At 65.6% G+C, this 15,634-nt stretch carries 15 protein-coding genes; 7 read left to right on the plus strand and 8 right to left on the minus strand.

Annotated elements, in window-relative coordinates:
- Positions 1 to 69: 69 nt before the first annotated feature.
- Together leuS and EYB42_RS14745 are read right to left on the minus strand one after the other, a co-directional pair.
- Complete coding sequence (gene leuS, locus EYB42_RS14740; protein ID WP_135450887.1) at positions 70 to 2,625, minus strand: leucine--tRNA ligase; 2,556 nt, start codon at positions 2,623 to 2,625, stop codon at positions 70 to 72.
- 92 nt (positions 2,626 to 2,717) lie between these two features.
- A complete protein-coding gene (locus EYB42_RS14745) occupies positions 2,718 to 3,242 on the minus strand; it encodes a DUF3576 domain-containing protein (protein WP_135450888.1) in 525 nt (174 codons plus the stop codon).
- Positions 3,243 to 3,514: 272 nt separating this feature from the next.
- Here EYB42_RS14745 and EYB42_RS14750 point away from each other — a divergent pair, with 272 nt between their 5' ends.
- On the plus strand, positions 3,515 to 4,411 hold the full coding sequence (locus tag EYB42_RS14750) for a porin (RefSeq protein ID WP_135450889.1): 897 nt from the start codon (positions 3,515 to 3,517) through the stop codon (positions 4,409 to 4,411).
- A 99-nt stretch (positions 4,412 to 4,510) separates the two neighbouring features.
- Positions 4,511 to 5,167 (plus strand): YggS family pyridoxal phosphate-dependent enzyme, encoded by a 657-nt coding sequence (locus EYB42_RS14755; protein ID WP_135450890.1) that lies wholly within the window; start codon positions 4,511 to 4,513, stop codon positions 5,165 to 5,167.
- A 154-nt stretch (positions 5,168 to 5,321) separates the two neighbouring features.
- Here the strand turns inward: EYB42_RS14755 and EYB42_RS14760 are convergent, their stop codons facing one another.
- The 3 genes from EYB42_RS14760 to ribA all read right to left on the minus strand — a co-directional run bounded on the left by EYB42_RS14760 (position 5,322) and on the right by ribA (position 8,909).
- The gene (locus EYB42_RS14760) at positions 5,322 to 7,208 is read right to left on the minus strand and encodes an alpha-amylase family protein (RefSeq protein WP_135450891.1); all 1,887 of its coding nucleotides are present in this window, start codon (positions 7,206 to 7,208) and stop codon (positions 5,322 to 5,324) included.
- A gap of 112 nt (positions 7,209 to 7,320) precedes the next feature.
- The gene (locus EYB42_RS14765; RefSeq protein ID WP_135450892.1) at positions 7,321 to 7,824 is read right to left on the minus strand and encodes a L,D-transpeptidase family protein; all 504 of its coding nucleotides are present in this window, start codon (positions 7,822 to 7,824) and stop codon (positions 7,321 to 7,323) included.
- Positions 7,821 to 8,909 (minus strand): GTP cyclohydrolase II, encoded by a 1,089-nt coding sequence (ribA, locus tag EYB42_RS14770; RefSeq protein ID WP_135450893.1) that lies wholly within the window; start codon positions 8,907 to 8,909, stop codon positions 7,821 to 7,823. Before ribA ends, EYB42_RS14765 begins: the two co-directional genes overlap by 4 nt.
- Positions 8,910 to 9,047: 138 nt before the next feature.
- Here ribA and EYB42_RS14775 point away from each other — a divergent pair, with 138 nt between their 5' ends.
- The 4 genes from EYB42_RS14775 (at position 9,048) to EYB42_RS14790 (ending at position 13,200) form a co-directional block, all read left to right on the plus strand.
- A complete protein-coding gene (locus EYB42_RS14775; protein WP_135450894.1) occupies positions 9,048 to 9,734 on the plus strand; it encodes a response regulator transcription factor in 687 nt (228 codons plus the stop codon).
- Positions 9,735 to 10,135: 401 nt separating this feature from the next.
- Positions 10,136 to 10,924, plus strand: a complete 789-nt coding sequence (locus EYB42_RS14780; RefSeq protein WP_135450895.1) for an exodeoxyribonuclease III — start codon at positions 10,136 to 10,138, stop codon at positions 10,922 to 10,924.
- Positions 10,925 to 11,002: 78 nt separating this feature from the next.
- Complete coding sequence (gene accD / locus EYB42_RS14785) at positions 11,003 to 11,932, plus strand: acetyl-CoA carboxylase, carboxyltransferase subunit beta (RefSeq protein ID WP_135450896.1); 930 nt, start codon at positions 11,003 to 11,005, stop codon at positions 11,930 to 11,932.
- 29 nt (positions 11,933 to 11,961) lie between these two features.
- A complete protein-coding gene (locus tag EYB42_RS14790; protein WP_394346497.1) occupies positions 11,962 to 13,200 on the plus strand; it encodes a bifunctional folylpolyglutamate synthase/dihydrofolate synthase in 1,239 nt (412 codons plus the stop codon).
- 127 nt (positions 13,201 to 13,327) lie between these two features.
- Here EYB42_RS14790 and EYB42_RS14795 read toward each other — a convergent pair whose 3' ends face one another.
- Positions 13,328 to 13,954 carry a TetR/AcrR family transcriptional regulator gene (locus EYB42_RS14795; protein WP_135450905.1) on the minus strand — a complete coding sequence of 209 codons (627 nt, stop codon included), beginning with the start codon at positions 13,952 to 13,954 and terminating at the stop codon, positions 13,328 to 13,330.
- Between the two features lie 58 nt (positions 13,955 to 14,012).
- Positions 14,013 to 14,183, minus strand: coding sequence for a hypothetical protein (locus EYB42_RS17425; RefSeq protein WP_167851038.1), 171 nt, complete (start codon positions 14,181 to 14,183; stop codon positions 14,013 to 14,015).
- 153 nt (positions 14,184 to 14,336) lie between these two features.
- On the opposite strand from EYB42_RS17425, the gene mbfA reads away from it, so the two are divergent.
- Complete coding sequence (gene mbfA, locus EYB42_RS14800) at positions 14,337 to 15,314, plus strand: iron exporter MbfA (protein WP_135450898.1); 978 nt, start codon at positions 14,337 to 14,339, stop codon at positions 15,312 to 15,314.
- A 60-nt stretch (positions 15,315 to 15,374) separates the two neighbouring features.
- Here the strand turns inward: mbfA and EYB42_RS17500 are convergent.
- Positions 15,375 to 15,634: hypothetical protein (locus EYB42_RS17500; RefSeq protein WP_205909997.1), on the minus strand; the 260-nt coding region annotated here is incomplete at its 5' end.

Consider the following 15,634-nt stretch of genomic DNA (forward strand, 5'->3'; position numbering starts at 1 on the left):
CCGCGGTCAAGGGGCGCAGCCGTGGCTTTCTTCCCCTTGCGGGGGAGGGTCCGGGTGGGGAGGCTGGCCTTAGACGACGACATTGATGATGCGGCCCGGAACGACGATGATCTTCTTGACCGGCTGGCCGGCAAGAAATCTGACCACATCCTCGTCCGCCAGCGCCAGCTTTTCAACCTCGGGAATGGCCATGTCCTTCGGCACGCTGATTTCCGCCCGCCGCTTGCCGTTGATCTGGATCGGCAGCGTCACCGTGTCGTCAACCAGCAGCGCCGGGTCCGCCTTGGGCCAGGGCGCCTGCGCGCAAAGCCCCTCGCCGCCCTGCATCGCCCAGACCTCCTCGGCAATGTGTGGGGTCATCGGCGACATCAACTTCGCCAGCGTGCGGATCGCCTCTTTCATCACCGCGGTCGAGGCGTTGGCCCTGGCGATGGTATTGGTGAAGGCATAGAGGCTGGCGATGGCCTTGTTGAAGGCAAAGCCTTCGATCCCCTTCGTCACCTCGTCAATGGCCCGGGCGGTCGCGCGCGCCAGTTCCTCGTCGCCCTCGCCCTTGTGCCCCTCTGGCATCTCGCCGATGCGGGAACACAGCGACCAGACCCGGGAAAGGTGCTTGAAAGCCGCTTCGGCCCCGGCGCTGGTCCATTCCACGTCGCGTTCGGGCGGGCTGTCGGACATCACGAACCAGCGCGCGGTATCGGCGCCGAACCGGGCGATGATGTTCATCGGATCGACGACGTTCTTCTTCGATTTCGACATCTTGGCCGAGGGGATGATCTCGACCGGGGTGCCGTCCTTCAGGGTGGCGCCAGTTTCGGTGCGCACCACCTCCTCGGGCAGGTGATAGACCGGCCGGCCCGCCGCATCGCGGGTCATGTAGATTTCGTGCGTGACCATTCCTTGCGTGAACAGCGCATTGAACGGCTCGATCGCCTTTGCGGGCAGGTGGCCGGTCCGGTGCATCGCCCGGGCGAAGAACCGGCTGTAGAGCAGATGCAGGATCGCGTGTTCGATGCCGCCGATGTACTGATCGACGTTCATCCAGTAATCGGCCTCTTCCGCCACCGTGGGGGTCTTGGCGCGAGGGGCGGTGAAGCGGGCGTAATACCAGGACGAATCGACGAAGGTGTCCATCGTGTCCGTCTCGCGCTTCGCCGGCTGGCCGCATTTCGGGCAGGCACAATCGCGCCAGGTCGGGTGCCGGTCCAGCGGATTGCCCGGCTTGTCGAAGCTGACGTCATAGGGCAGCTCGATGGGCAGGTTTTCCTTTTTCTCAGGCACGACGCCGCAGGAGGGGCAGTGGACGACCGGGATCGGGCAGCCCCAGTAGCGCTGCCGCGAGATGCCCCAGTCGCGCAGCCGGTACTTCGTGACCCCCTGGCCATAGCCGTGCCGTTCGGCATGGGCGATGGCGGCCGCCACGGCCTCTTCCCCGGTCTGCACCGTCTCGCCGGCGAAACCGCGGACATAGCGCACCCGTTCCGACTTCATCGGCACGAAGGCTTCGGTGAGGGGGGCATCCTCGGCCGCTTCGGCCACGAACACCGCCTTGATCGGCAGCCCGTATTTCGAGGCGAAGTCAAAGTCGCGCTGGTCATGCGCCGGGCAGCCGAAGATCGCGCCGGTGCCATAGTCCATCAGGATGAAGTTGGCGATCCAGACCGGCAGCTCCCACGCCGGATCAAGCGGATGCTTCACCCGGATGCCGGTGTCGTAGCCGATCTTCTCGGCCGTCTCGATCTCTTCGGCGCTGGTGCCGCCCTTGCGGCATTCCGCGACGAAGGCGGCGACCTTCGGGTCGGTCTCCAGCGCCTTGGCCAGCGGGTGATCCGGGCTGATCGCGGCAAAGCTGGCCCCCATCAGCGTGTCGGGCCGCGTGGTATAGACCTCCAGCCTTTCAAAGCCTTCCGGCGCACCGACCGTCTGGAACGCGAATTGCAGCCCGCGCGACTTGCCGATCCAGTTCGCCTGCATCAGGCGCACCTTCTCGGGCCAGTTGGTCAGCCCGTCCAGGGCGGAAAGCAGTTCCTCGGAATAGTCGCTGATGCGGAAGAACCACTGCACCAGCTCGCGCCGCTCCACCGCCGCGCCGGACCGCCAGCCCTTGCCGTCGATCACCTGCTCGTTGGCCAGCACCGTCATGTCCACCGGGTCCCAGTTGACCACGGCGGCCTTGCGATACACGAGACCCGCCTCCAGCATGTCAAGGAACATGGCCTGCTGCTGGCCGTAATATTCCGGGTCGCAGGTCGCCAGCTCCCGGCTCCAGTCGATCGACAGGCCCAAGGGCTTCATCTGTGCCTTCATGTCGGCGATGTTGCCGTAGGTCCAGTCCTTGGGATGGCCGCCCCGTTCCATCGCGGCGTTCTCGGCAGGCATGCCGAAGGCGTCCCAGCCCATGGGGTGCAGCACGCTGAACCCCTGCGCCGCCTTGTAGCGCGCCACCACATCCCCCATCGTGTAGTTGCGCACGTGCCCCATGTGGATGCGCCCCGAGGGGTAGGGGAACATCTCCAGCACGTAATACTTGGGCTTCGCGGGGTCGCGGCGGGCGGTGAAGGCCCCCGCCCTTTCCCAGGCGTCCTGCCATTTGGGTTCGATCAGCGAAGGGTCATAGCGCGACATCGACGGGCCTCATGCGGAATTGCGCGCGGAATTACACATGTGCAGCGGGAAAGGTCCACCCCTTCCCCGACACAAGGCCCCGGGCAAGCGCCCTAAAGCTTGCTGTCGCGCACCCGCAGCTGCCGGGCACGGGTCAGGATCGCATCCTCGACCGCGCGCACCGTTTCGGGCGCGACCGGCGCGCCGCCCTGGCCCTGCAACGCCACCTTCAGGCTGCGCGCATCCAGCGCCGGATCCTGCACATAGATCGTCGCCCGATAGGCCCGCCCGCCACCCGGGGGCCGGCCATAGCCGGTCACGATCACCCCGGTGAACGGATCGACCGATTCGATGGGCAGAAAATTCAGCACCTCAAGGCTGGCCTGCCAGATATACTTGTTCACCTCGACCGTGGTGTTCGGGTTGTCGGCAGCCGAGAACAGATCCCAGACCGTCGATCGCGGCTGATCCTTGCCCTCTGCCTTGGCGATGGCGGCACGCTGGGCCTCGGCGCGCTCCTTCCGGGTCATCTGCTGTTCGGTCGAGGTGCCCCCGTTGAACAGGCCGCCGCCGCAGGCCGAAAGCATTGCGACCAGACCCGTCGCCAGTCCGATGCGTGAAACGCGATGCCAGTTCATCCGACCACCCTGCCTGTCCGTGCCTTGCTGTCTAGCCCACCCACCCCGGCGTGCCAAGGGCTTTTGCCGGACGCGCAAGGTGACGCGCGCGCGTCAGCTGATGGCAAAGGGGCCGGCTTTCCCGACCTGTGGCATAGCTGCACCAGCTTTGCGCCGATTTCGTGTGGCCGGTCCGTTTGGATTGCAATCCGCGGCGTGCCAGATGAAAAACCGGTCATTCCCCCTGCGGATTCCCCTGCGGCGGGCTTACCTTGAAGAAAGAGGGAAAAGAGATGAAAAAGGTTCTCCTCGCGTCCAGCGTTCTGGCCCTGTCGGCCGGCTTCGCTTCCGCGGAAATCACGTTCTCCGGCTCGGCCGTGATGGGTGTTGGCGACAACGGCATCGGCGATCCGCGCTCGATCCTGGAAACCTATCTGACGGCCAGCGCCTCGGGCGAAACCGATGCCGGCCTGTCGTTCGGCTTCGAAACCACCATCGCGACCTACAAAACCGATGGCGACCTGAACGACGACGGCACCTCGGCTTTCATCTCGGGCGCGTTCGGCAAGCTGTCGATGGGTTCGGTCGCCGAAGCCGACGAAGTTGCCACCCTGCCGGACATCGGCGGCCTGTCGGGCCTTGGCGTGGACAACATCGCCGAAGCCTTCACCGGTGACAGCTCGGACCGTGAAACCCACGACGTGAACTACACCTATTCGGGTGGCCCGCTGACCTTCGGCGCGTCGGCCCACATCGGTTCTGCGGGTGAAGGCGATGGCTATGCCGTTGGCGTGAAGTACAGCTTCGGCGATGCCTATGTCGGCATCGGCTACAACGACGACAACGTGTCGGCGGCTGCTGGCACCGTGGTCTCGCTGTATGGCGGCGGCACCTTCGGCGCGGTCAGCGTCAAAGCGATGTGGTCGGAGTGGGATCCGGATGCCGCTGGCGACAAGCTGAACGCCTACGGCGTGCACATGGACTACACCGTGGACGCGCTGACCATCTCGGCTCAGTACTCGGCGAACGATCTCGAGAACTTTGCCGGCAACGGTCATGAAGCGTTCGGTCTGGGTGCTGCCTATGATCTGGGCGGCGGCGCCAAGGTGGTTGGCGGTGTTGCCAACGTGACCAACGATAACCTGGACGATGATACCGTCTGGGAAATGGGTCTGTCGTTCACGTTCTAATCCTTCGGGATCGGACGATAGGGAAAGAGCGGGCATTGCCCGCTCTTTTCTTTTTTGCGCCAGGGGCTAGGGTCTGCCCGGCAGCTAAGGGGGCAGATCATGGGCCTGGCGGATATCATGGCACGGATTCGCGCGGCGGAACGCGCGGCGGGGCGGGCCGAGGGCTCGGTCACGCTGATTGCCGTATCCAAGGTGCAGCCGCCCGACCGGGTGGAGGCGGTGCTGGAACAGGGCCACCGCGTGTTCGGCGAAAACTATGTGCAGGAAGCTGCTGCGAAATGGCCGGCCTGGGCCGCGCGGTTCGGCCCGATCGAACTGCACATGATCGGCCCCCTGCAGACCAACAAGGCAAAGCTGGCGGTCGATCTGTTCGACGCGATCCACACGCTGGACCGCCCCTCGCTGGCGCAGAAGCTGGCGAACCTGCAACAGGCGCGCGGCGGCCTGCCGCAGCTTTTCGTGCAGGTGAACACCGGGGCCGAGCCGCAGAAGGCCGGCGTGCTGCCTGCCGATCTTTCCGGCTTTCTGAAGGACTGCCGCGCGATGGATCTGTCGCCTATCGGCCTGATGTGCATTCCCCCTGAAGGCGAGGATCCGGTGCCGCATTTCGCGATGCTGGCCCGAATGGCGGCCGATCACGGGCTTTCCGCGCTGTCGATGGGGATGAGCGGCGACTTCGAGACGGCAATCGCCCAAGGCGCAACCCATGTGCGGGTGGGCAGCGCGATCTTCGGGGCGCGGTCCTATCACGCCTGACGCGCACCGCCGGACAGCAGGCGCCTCTCCTCCCCCCTCCGTGGGGAGGGGAGGGGGTGGGGGCATCCGGGCAGCCTGATTGACAGCCCCCTGGTGCGCAAACGCACATCACCGACAAGGCCAGCGAGGCAGGACATGCCCACAGTGGACAGGGTCAGGTCAGCCAGACCCTGGCATAGGGTGGCAGGACGATCTGGCCATGGTGAGTTTCCACCCGCTGATCGGACAGCGCATCGTGCATCGCCTGCGCCCCCAGCGACCGGGCCCAGGCTTCCGGCACCTGCTGCCAGCCCTCGGTGAAGTTGAACAGGCCCAGCAGGGTTCCGGTGGGGGCAAGCCGCTGGAAGGCGAAAACCCCGTGATTGCCGCAGGTCGCGACACGCACGGGCACCGCGCCGTGCAGGGCGGGCGTGGCGGCACGGCGGGCCAGGATCTGCCTGGTGCCCCGGAACACCCGCGCGGCGGGCGTGTCGCCGGTATGCCGCGTCTCGGCAAGCGCCCAGTTCATCCTGGGGCGGTGGACCCAGCGGCTGTCATGCGCATGGTGCGGGTCGCTCTGATAGCTGTAGTCGTTCGTCAGGGCCAGCTCGTCGCCCATGTAGATCAGCGGAATGCCGCCCCAGGCCGCGATCAGCGCATGGCCCATGAGGATCCGCTGCACCGCCATCTCGACCCCGGCAGCATCGCCCGCACTCCCGGCGCGCTCCAGCCCCGCCAGTGAGGCGAAGCTGCCCGAGATGCGCTTGTCGCCCGTTGCCGGATTCGCCTGAAACAGCGCCCCCTGCGCAAAGCTGCCCGGAAAGCTGCCTTCATAGAAATCCGAGAGGAAGGCGCGGTGCGCCTGGCCGGACAGGCCGACGGCGGCGGCGTCCTCGTCGGTCACAGCCCAGCCGATGTCATCGTGGCAGCGGATGTAGGTGGCGTAGGTCGCGTTGGTCAGCCGGTCGGGGAAATGGGTGGCCAGGACATGCGTCATCAGCCGCGTGTCGCGGGTGGCCAGCGCCGACCAGAACTGCACCATCAGGCTGTTGTGGTAGGCGAGGTTGCCTTCCTTGCCGTCATGCCTGCCGCGGCCGAGGTAGGGCAGCATCTCGGCGGGTGCGACGATTGCCTCTTCCAGATGGATCACCGCAGCCGAGGCGATGCGCGAGCAGGCCCGCAGGGCCTGGAGGATCATGTGGACCTCGGGTTCCGACTGGCAACGCGTGCCCATCCGTTTCCACATGAAGGCCACCGCATCCAGCCGCAGGACATCGACGCCCTTGTTGGCCAGGAAGAGCATGACCTCGACGATCTCCAGGAACACGGCCGGGTTGGCCCAGTTCAGGTCCCACTGGTGTTCGTTGAAGGTGGTCCAGACCCATTTGCCGAATTCGGGATAGTGCGTGAAGTTGCCCGGGGCATTGTCGGGGAAGACCTCGACCAGCGTCCGTTCATATTGCCGCGGCAGATCGGGCGTATCGAACATCAGGTAGTAGTCCTGATATTTCGGGTCGCCCTTGGCGGCCTTCCTCGCCCAGGCGTGTTCCTTGGCCGTGTGGTTCAGCACGAGGTCCACGCAAAGGGACATGCCGCGCGCCCGCAAGGCGGCGCTGACGGCCTCGAAATCCGCCATGGTGCCGTAGGCCGGGTTGATCTGGCGGTAGTCCATCACCGAATAGCCGCCGTCGCTGTCGCCGGGGCGCGGCTTCAGGCAAGGCATCAGATGGACATAGGTAACGCCGAGGTCTTCGAGGTAATCGAGCCTGCCGAGGATGCCTTTCAGCGTGCCGGCGAAACGGTCGATGTAGAAGACATAACCCGCCATGCCGGGGCGCTGGAACCAGTCGGGTTCGAGGTCGCGGATCAGGTCGAGCCGCTTCAGGTCGGCCGGGCGATCAGCCCAGCCCTTGCGCAGCGCCTTGACCAGACGCTCACGAAAGGCCGGATAGTCGGGCCGCGCGCCGTAAAGCGCCTCGAGCATCGGGAAAAGATCCGGGGCCGAACGCGCCAGCCGCAGTTCGAAGAGGTCGTCATCCGGTGCGGACGGCGGTCTGGCCATGGGTCTCCTCCAATGTCGGGGGCAGACTAGGCAATCCAAAGCGGTTTGGAAAGGGGTTGCGGGAAGAAGCCCCTACCCCACGGAGAGGGAGCGGAGCAGCCCCCTTCCTGCATCATGCGCGGACGATCAGCCGGGTCTGGTGGGTGATGCGCGGGGCGATCCAGTGCAGGTCGCGGCGCGAGAATGCCACGCAGCCGGCGGTGGGCGCGCCCGGGCGGCGCCACTGGTGGAGGAAGATCGCCGAGCCCCGGCCCGGGTCGGCATGGGGCCAGTTCCAGTCGGTGAGGATGACAAGGTCATACATCGGGTCGGGCCGGCGCAGGCGCTCGTGGCTGAAGTCGTGCGGGGCGCGGACCATCAGGTTGTAATCCGGGTCGCGCGGGTCGTCCGACCACAGGTCCAACGGCCCGATCGGCAGCGCCCATTCGGCGGGGCGGGTCAGGCGCTCGGGGCGGTAGAACATGCCGACCAGCCGGTGCTCTCCGGCCGGGGTGGCCCCGTCGCCCTCGCGCTTGTCCCGGGCGGGGACGATGCCGGCGCGCCCGATGGTGCAGGCAAAGCGGCGGCCCATGAACCGCGCGCCGGTGGCGGTGACGACGATATCCTCGCGCTTCACAAAAGGTGCCCCGACTTCGCGGCCTTGGTTGCCAGATAGCCCCGGTTCTGCGCGGTCTGGCCGACCTTCAGGGGCACCCGTTCCACGACATGCAGGCCGCAGGCTTCCATCATCGCCAGCTTCTTCGGGTTGTTGGTCAAAAGTCGCACACTGGAAAACCCCAGCTTGCGCAGGATCTCGGCCCCGATGCGGAAATCGCGCTCGTCATCCTCGAAGCCCAGCCGGTGGTTGGCCTCGACCGTATCGAAGCCCTGGTCCTGCAGGGAATAGGCCCGCATCTTGTTCGCAAGCCCGATCCCGCGGCCCTCCTGGTTCAGATAGAGCAGCACGCCCGCGCCTTCCTCGCCCATCTGCTGGAGCGCCGCGCGCAGTTGCGGGCCGCAGTCGCATTTCAGGCTTCCCAGGACGTCGCCGGTGAAGCAGGCGGAATGCAGCCGGGCCAGAACCGGTTTCGACCGGTCGGGCTTGCCGATCTCGATGGCGTAATGTTCATCGCCGCCGTCATCGGGCCTGAAGATGTGCACACGCCCGGCTTCGCTGGCCGCCAGCGGTACCCGGGCAGAGACGACCTCGGCCATCGGCGGCAGTGTGGCCAGCGCCGGGGCGATTTCGTCCAGCACCAGAACCGTCAGGCCGTGATCGGCAGCCAGTCGCAGCGGGTCGGTCACCGGCACGACCAGCGCGGCGGGCAACAGATGCGCGGACTTGGCCAGTGCCAGCGCCGCGCGATGCAGATCGGCCGCCCCTTCGCGCACCGAAACCAGTGGCCCCTTCATCGGCATCCGCAGATCGTCGGCCGGGTCGGCAACCGCGCGCAGCCAGGCGAGGTCGGCATCGGCCGGCGGCAGGATGCGCGCAAGATCCCCGTCGTAGGCGCGGGCCTTCAGCGTCTCGGCCCGGCGGGCGGTGATGGCCAGAACCGGTTGCCCGAGGCTGCGCAGATCGGCCAGCCGGTCTGCATCCAGCGCCTCGACTGCGGCGACCAGAGCCGCGCCGCCCGAACTGCACAGCATCACTGGCACGCCCATGCGAAGGTCTCCCTTCGCACGGGACAGGCGTTCGGCAGTGGTCAGGCGCAGGCTCATGCGGCCATCCATAGCTGCCGGATGAAGAAATTGAAACATTCTGCGGCACCCCGACACGACCGCGTGAGAAAACGGTCGCAAATCTTGCGGGCTTCGTGATCGGGACGCATCTGAGGCCAAACGGCAAAGGAGGCAGACATGGCCCAATTGCGGAAGATCCTGCTGGTCGATGACGATGACGACCTGCGCGAAGCGCTGAGCGAGCAACTGGTCCTGACTGAGGACTTCGACGTGTTCGAAGCGCGTACCGGCGCCGAGGGGATGGAAAAGGTCAAGGCCGGGCTGTTCGATCTGGTGATCCTGGACGTGGGCCTGCCCGACACCGACGGGCGCGAGCTTTGCCGGCGGATGCGCAAGGGCGGGGTGAAATGCCCGATCCTGATGCTGACCGGCCATGACACCGACAGCGATACGATCCTGGGCCTCGATGCTGGCGCGAACGACTATGTGACCAAGCCTTTCAAGTTCCCGGTCCTGCTGGCGCGTATCCGCGCACAGTTGCGCACCCATGAACAATCGGAAGACGCGATCTTCCAGATGGGGCCCTACACCTTCAAGCCGGCGCAGAAGCTGCTGATCGACGAAAAGGACAAGAAGATCCGCCTGACCGAGAAGGAAACCAATATCCTGAAATACCTTTACCGCGCACAGTCGGGCGTCGTTCCCCGCGATGTGCTGCTGCACGAGGTCTGGGGCTACAATGCGGGCGTGACAACACACACACTGGAAACCCACATCTATCGCCTGCGCCAGAAGATCGAGCCTGATCCCTCGAACGCAAGGCTGCTGGTGACAGAAAGCGGAGGCTATCGCCTGGTCGCCTGAGAATTGCCTGTGGCGGTGTGGCGCCGCAGCCTGCGTCCGCCATGCAACAGCCAGGAAATCTTGCCTGTCAGGGCTTATTGTTGCCGGAATCGCTTGCTACGTTCTATCATGCACAGGTTGTGCTGCAAGTTCCCCTTGTCGCGTCGGGGTTATGGCGCGGCATCCTCCCTGTTGGACCTGGCCGGGCTTCTTGCCCGGCCTTTTTTCGGCGCCTCCCGACACCCGGACAGCAAGGCACGCCCCGTGCCGGTCATGGCCAACCTGCCGGCCGGAGTGGCCGGCGCCCCCATTGACCGCGCCGAAGGATGTGGGCCATATCCCTCGGGACCAGGGCCCCGGCAAACTGCAACGCGGCCCCCATTGCCGTCCCCTCCGTCCTGCCCACCACAAGCCGAGGCCACATGCCTTTCACCCTTGCAACCTGGAACATCAATTCCATCCGCCTTCGGCAGGCGCTGGTTCAGCGCCTGCTACGCGAAGAGACACCCGACATCCTGTGCCTGCAGGAATGCAAGTGCCCGGTCGAGCTGATTCCTCTGGAAGGCTTCCAGGCGCTGGGCTACCGGCACATCGTCGCCCGGGGGCAGAAGGGCTATAACGGCGTCGCGATCCTGTCGAAGTTGCCGCTTGCAGACGTGGGCGGACATGATTTCGCCGATTTGGGCCATGCCCGGCATGTGGCGGCCCGGCTGGAGAACGGGGTGACGATCCACAATTTCTATGTTCCCGCGGGCGGGGACATTCCCGATCGCACGCAGAACGAAAAGTTCGGGCAGAAACTGGACTACCTGGCGCAGATGCGGGATCACTTCCGCGCCGACCTTCCGGAAAGGGCAATCCTGGTGGGCGACCTGAACATCGCCCCGCGCGAGGATGATGTCTGGGATCACAAGGCCCTGCTGAAGATCGTCAGCCACACTCCGATCGAGGTCGATCATCTTGGCCAGGTGATGGAGGCCGGGCAATGGCAGGACGTGACGCGCAACGACATCCCGACCGGGAGGCTCTACAGCTGGTGGAGCTATCGCAGCCCCGACTGGGACGCCGCGGACAAGGGCCGCAGGCTTGACCACATCTGGGCCACGCCCGACATCGCCGGCGCGGCCCATGGCAGCCGGATCCTGCGCCCGGTCCGGGGCTGGGACCAGCCTAGCGACCATGTGCCGGTGCTTGCCAGCTTCGATCTCTGATCCGGCCGCGCCGATTGCAATTCGCGGCCTGCGGGCTTATCTCGGGTCACCGACCGGAACAGGCTGAACAGGCGCCGCATGAACTGGATCACCAACTACGTCCGCCCGAAGATCAACTCGCTGTTCTCGCGGCGCGAGGTGCCCGAGAACCTGTGGACGAAGTGCCCCGAATGCGGGACGATGCTGTTTCACCGGGAACTGGCGGCGAACCTGAACGTCTGCACGAACTGCGACCATCACATGACGATCAGCCCGCGCGAACGCTTTGCGGCGCTGTTCGACGCCGGGGTTTTCACCGAGGTGAAGGTGCCCGAACCCGTCGCCGATCCGTTGCAGTTCCGCGATCAGAAGAAATACCCCGACCGGATCAAGGCCGCGCAGAAGGCGACAGGGGAAAAGGACGCGATGCTGGTGGCCGAGGGCGAGATCGGGCGCACGCCGATCGTTGCGGCGGCGCAGGATTTTGCCTTCATGGCTGGCTCGATGGGCATGTATGTCGGCAACGCAATCATCGCCGCGGCGGAACGGGCGGTGAAACTGAAGCGGCCGCTTGTTTTGTTTTCGGCCTCGGGCGGGGCGCGGATGCAGGAAGGAATGCTCAGCCTGATGCAGATGCCGCGCACGACTGTCGCGGTGCAGATGCTGAAAGAGGCAGGGCTGCCCTACATCGTAGTCCTGACCCACCCCACCACGGGCGGAGTGACCGCCAGCTATGCCATGCTGGGCGACATCCAGATCGCCGAACCGAATGCGCAGATCGGCTTTGCCGGCGCGCGGGTGATCGAACAGACGATCCGGGAAAAGCTTCCCGAGGGCTTCCAGCGTGCCGAATACCTGCTGGATCATGGAATGCTGGACCGGGTGGTGCATCGCAAGAACATGAAGGATGAACTGGTCGCGCTGATCCGCATGCTCATGTCCCTGCCACCGGCGATCAAGGGCGACCTGTCTCCGCCGGCGCCCGAAACGGTTCTTGCCCCCAATGCAAAGGTGGACGCCAAGACGTGACCCTGACCTCCGACGTCATCCTTGAGCGGATGATGACGCTGCACCCGAAGGTGATCGACCTGACCCTTGGGCGCGTCGAACGACTGCTGGCTGCTCTGGGCCATCCCGAAAGGTGCATCCCCCCGGTAATTCACATCGCTGGGACGAACGGCAAGGGATCGACCCAGGCCATGATTCGCGCTGGCCTGGAGGCTACGGGCGAAAAGGTCCACGCCTACACGTCACCCCACCTGGCGCGCTTTCACGAACGGATCCGCCTTGCCGGGGAACTGATCGACGAACCGGCGCTGACCGCGATTCTTGACGAGTGCGTCCAGGCAAACGGTCCGGACGAGATCACCTTTTTCGAAATCACGACTTGCGCGGCCTTCCTGGCCTTTGCCCGCACCCCTGCGGACTGGACGCTGCTTGAGGTGGGCCTTGGCGGGCGGCTGGATGCGACGAATGTGGTGGACCGACCGCGCCTGACGATCATCACGCCGGTGTCGATGGATCACGAGGCGTTCCTGGGCGACACCATTGCGAAAATCGCCGGCGAAAAGGCCGGGATCATCAAGCGCGGCGTGCCTTGTGTCGTTGGCCCCCAGCATCCCGACGGGCTGGCCGTGATCGAGGCAAAGGCAGCGGCTTCGGGCGCACCGCTCTGGGCGTATGGACAGCACTGGACAGTGAGTGAAGACCGTGGCCGTCTGGTCTATCAGGACGAGAACGGTCTTCTGGACCTGCCCCTGCCGAATCTGCCGGGCCCGCATCAGGTGCAGAACGCCGGCGCAGCCATTGCGGCACTGCGCCTGTTGGGCAAGGGCGAGGCCGCCTGCGAGGCCGCCGTGACGCGCGCCGACTGGCCCGCCCGGATGCAGCGACTGCGCCGTGGCCCGCTGGTCGATCTGGCACCCAGGGTGGAGCTATGGCTTGATGGCGGGCACAATCCTGCGGGTGGCGAGGCGGTGGCGGCAACACTTGCCCGGATGCCGGCCCGCGAAACCCATCTGATCTGCGGCATGCTGAACACCAAGGACGTGGCCGGCTACATGGCCCCGCTGGCAAGGCATGTGAGGCGACTGCACGCAGTGCCGATCCCGGGCGAAAAGAACACCCTGCCCGCAGAGATGACCCGGGACGCCGCGCGAAACGTTGGAATGGATGCCGTGACGGCCAGCTCGGTTGCCGAGGCCCTGGCGGGCATTGCCGAAACATCGCCCGAGGCGCGTGTCCTGATCTGCGGGTCGCTTTATCTTGCCGGTGCGGTCCTGCGCGAAAACGGCTGAGCCTCACGCACGGGCCACCGGTCTGCGGACCAGCCCTCGGGCGCCTGTCGCGGCCGGATCAGCGCCGGGATCGCCATGCCCCCCATCCTTCACCGGTCAGGTGTCGGCCGTCCCGACACGGGCCGTCTCAGGCGCCCGTTCCGTAGCGGGCAAGGAACATGTCGACCGCCCCGTGAACACTGCGATGCACATCCTCGGGGGTCAGTTTCTCGGCCATGCCGAACAGAAGCTTCTCCTGAATTCCGGCCTTGCACAGCTGCGCGAACTGGTCGGCCGCAAGGTGCAGATCGTCGATCTTCAGCACGCCCTGTTCGACATAGCTGGCCAGATGATGCACCAGCCGTTCATGGATGAGCCCGGGTCCGAAATCGTAGAATTCGCGCCCCAGACCTGGAAACCGCTCTCCCTCGCCGACGACGATGCGGAACATGCGCTGGCCGAAATCCGACATCTGGAAGGCGGCAATCCGTTCCGCCGCGATCGTCAACGCGACCCTGACCGGCACTTCGCCACCCACCATCGCCTCGGCCTCTTCGGTCTGGCGGTGGCATTCGCAGCGGGCGACTTCCAGGAACATCAGCTGCTTGTCGGGGAAATAGGCATAGATCGTCGCCTTGGAGACCCCCGCCACGCGGGCAATCTCGTCGACCGAGGCACGCTCGAACCCGTCGCGCAGAAAAACCTTTCGGGCTCCCTCGAGGACCTGGTCGAATTTCCGGCCGCGCCGGACGCCGTGATCGGACCTTGCGTTCATCACCCCCCCCTTGGGGGAAGCATAGATCATCGGCCTCGGGCGCGGCAAGCAGGGCCGTTCACCCCTCGGTCCGGCAAACCCGCGCTTCCGCGGGAACGCAGCCCTTGGTCGAAGGCGTGGTCGCCGGTTCCGGAAAGCTGATCTGCGGCAAGAGCGTCGAAAGCGATTGCGCCGAGGCCGGAACACCAAGCGCGGTCGTGGCGGCCAGAACCATGATCAGGCGAGGCATGTCCATCTCCGATATGAACTGATAAGTTCATTTCAAGAATTGAACCGAATGGTTTGCTTTTGCAAGCGAAAAGTGAACTGATCAGTTCGTAATTGACCATTGCGCCCACTGGCGGCAACGCTAAATTAGAATGGTTCCAAATTGGTCAAAATCATGCTCTCTGCCCTCAGCTTCCGCCGCCGCTTCGCCGACCTGACCGAGCAGGAAATCCTGGCCCTGGCCATTTCATCGGAAGAGGATGACGCCCGCATCTACCGAAGTTTCGCCGAACGCCTGCGGGCGGACTACCCCGCCTCTGCCGCGATCTTCGACGGCATGGCCGTGGAAGAAGACGACCACCGACAGCGACTGATCGATCTGCATCGTGCGCGCTTCGGCGAGGTGATTCCCCTGATTCGCAGGGAACATGTCGCCGGCTTCTACGCGCGCCGCCCGACCTGGCTGGCGCAGAACCTGTCGCTGGACACCATCCGAGGCGAAGCCCGGGCGATGGAGAAGGCGGCGCACGATTTCTACATCCGTGCCGCGGCCCGCACCCAGGATGCGGCCACGCGCAAACTTCTTGGCGATCTCGCCGCGGCGGAAGCCGGGCATGAGGCCCATGCCCAGGGGCTGGAAGACCGCCATCTGTCCGAAGATGCCCGCGAGGTCGAAAACCGGACCGCAAGGCGCCAGTTCATCCTGACCTGGGTGCAACCGGGGCTGGCCGGACTGATGGACGGTTCGGTGTCGACCCTTGCGCCGATCTTCGCCACGGCCTTTGCCACGCAGGATACATGGACAACCTTCCTGGTCGGCGCGGCGGCGTCGGTCGGGGCCGGCATCTCGATGGGCTTCACTGAAGCGGCCCATGATGATGGCGTGCTGTCGGGCCGCGGCTCGCCGCTGAAACGGGGCCTTGCCTCGGGGGTGATGACCACCATCGGCGGCATGGGCCACGCCCTGCCCTATCTGATCCCCGACTTCTGGACGGCGACGACCATTGCGGTTGCGGTGGTCTTCATCGAGCTGTGGGCCATCGCCTGGATCCAGAACCGCTTCATGGAAACACCGTTTCTGCGCGCGGCGCTGCGGGTCGTTCTGGGGGGCGCTCTGGTCTTTGCGGCCGGCGTCCTGATCGGGGGCGGCTGACAAGCGCCCCCCGATGACAACCGGGAGGCGGGTGCCTTCTTCGCCCGCACGCCCGCGCTGTCAGCGCAGGAGGGTTATCCTGCGCGGAACGACGACGGTTGGCTCTGCCTGCGGTTCGTCCGGTTCGATCAGGTGAAGCAGGTCAAGGTCCGCCGCGGCAATGTCTCCTGCCACGATCATGGGCTGCGCTGCGGTACCGGTTTCTGGCAATGTTTGGGCGGGCATCGGGTTGAGGGGTAGGATCTGTGGTTCGGCGGCGACGGTGGTCAGGCGCCTTGGGCGGGTGAGGGCGACCGAGGGGTGCGGCGGGCGGTCCTGCC

This window comes from Tabrizicola caldifontis (assembly GCF_004762095.1).
GTDB lineage: Bacteria > Pseudomonadota > Alphaproteobacteria > Rhodobacterales > Rhodobacteraceae > Tabrizicola > Tabrizicola caldifontis.

What these genes read in the sequence shown, in the direction of transcription:
- leuS (WP_135450887.1), bottom strand. Translation starts at nt 2,625, where the DNA reads ATGTCGCGCTATGACCCTTCGCTGATCGAACCCAAATGGCAGGACGCC.
- EYB42_RS14745 (WP_135450888.1), bottom strand. Translation starts at nt 3,242, where the DNA reads ATGAACTGGCATCGCGTTTCACGCATCGGACTGGCGACGGGTCTGGTC.
- EYB42_RS14750 (WP_135450889.1), top strand. Translation starts at nt 3,515, where the DNA reads ATGAAAAAGGTTCTCCTCGCGTCCAGCGTTCTGGCCCTGTCGGCCGGC.
- EYB42_RS14755 (WP_135450890.1), top strand. Translation starts at nt 4,511, where the DNA reads ATGGGCCTGGCGGATATCATGGCACGGATTCGCGCGGCGGAACGCGCG.
- EYB42_RS14760 (WP_135450891.1), bottom strand. Translation starts at nt 7,208, where the DNA reads ATGGCCAGACCGCCGTCCGCACCGGATGACGACCTCTTCGAACTGCGG.
- ribA (WP_135450893.1), bottom strand. Translation starts at nt 8,909, where the DNA reads ATGAGCCTGCGCCTGACCACTGCCGAACGCCTGTCCCGTGCGAAGGGA.
- EYB42_RS14775 (WP_135450894.1), top strand. Translation starts at nt 9,048, where the DNA reads ATGGCCCAATTGCGGAAGATCCTGCTGGTCGATGACGATGACGACCTG.
- EYB42_RS14780 (WP_135450895.1), top strand. Translation starts at nt 10,136, where the DNA reads ATGCCTTTCACCCTTGCAACCTGGAACATCAATTCCATCCGCCTTCGG.
- accD (WP_135450896.1), top strand. Translation starts at nt 11,003, where the DNA reads ATGAACTGGATCACCAACTACGTCCGCCCGAAGATCAACTCGCTGTTC.
- EYB42_RS14790 (WP_394346497.1), top strand. Translation starts at nt 11,962, where the DNA reads ATGATGACGCTGCACCCGAAGGTGATCGACCTGACCCTTGGGCGCGTC.
- EYB42_RS14795 (WP_135450905.1), bottom strand. Translation starts at nt 13,954, where the DNA reads ATGAACGCAAGGTCCGATCACGGCGTCCGGCGCGGCCGGAAATTCGAC.
- EYB42_RS17425 (WP_167851038.1), bottom strand. Translation starts at nt 14,183, where the DNA reads ATGCCTCGCCTGATCATGGTTCTGGCCGCCACGACCGCGCTTGGTGTT.
- mbfA (WP_135450898.1), top strand. Translation starts at nt 14,337, where the DNA reads ATGCTCTCTGCCCTCAGCTTCCGCCGCCGCTTCGCCGACCTGACCGAG.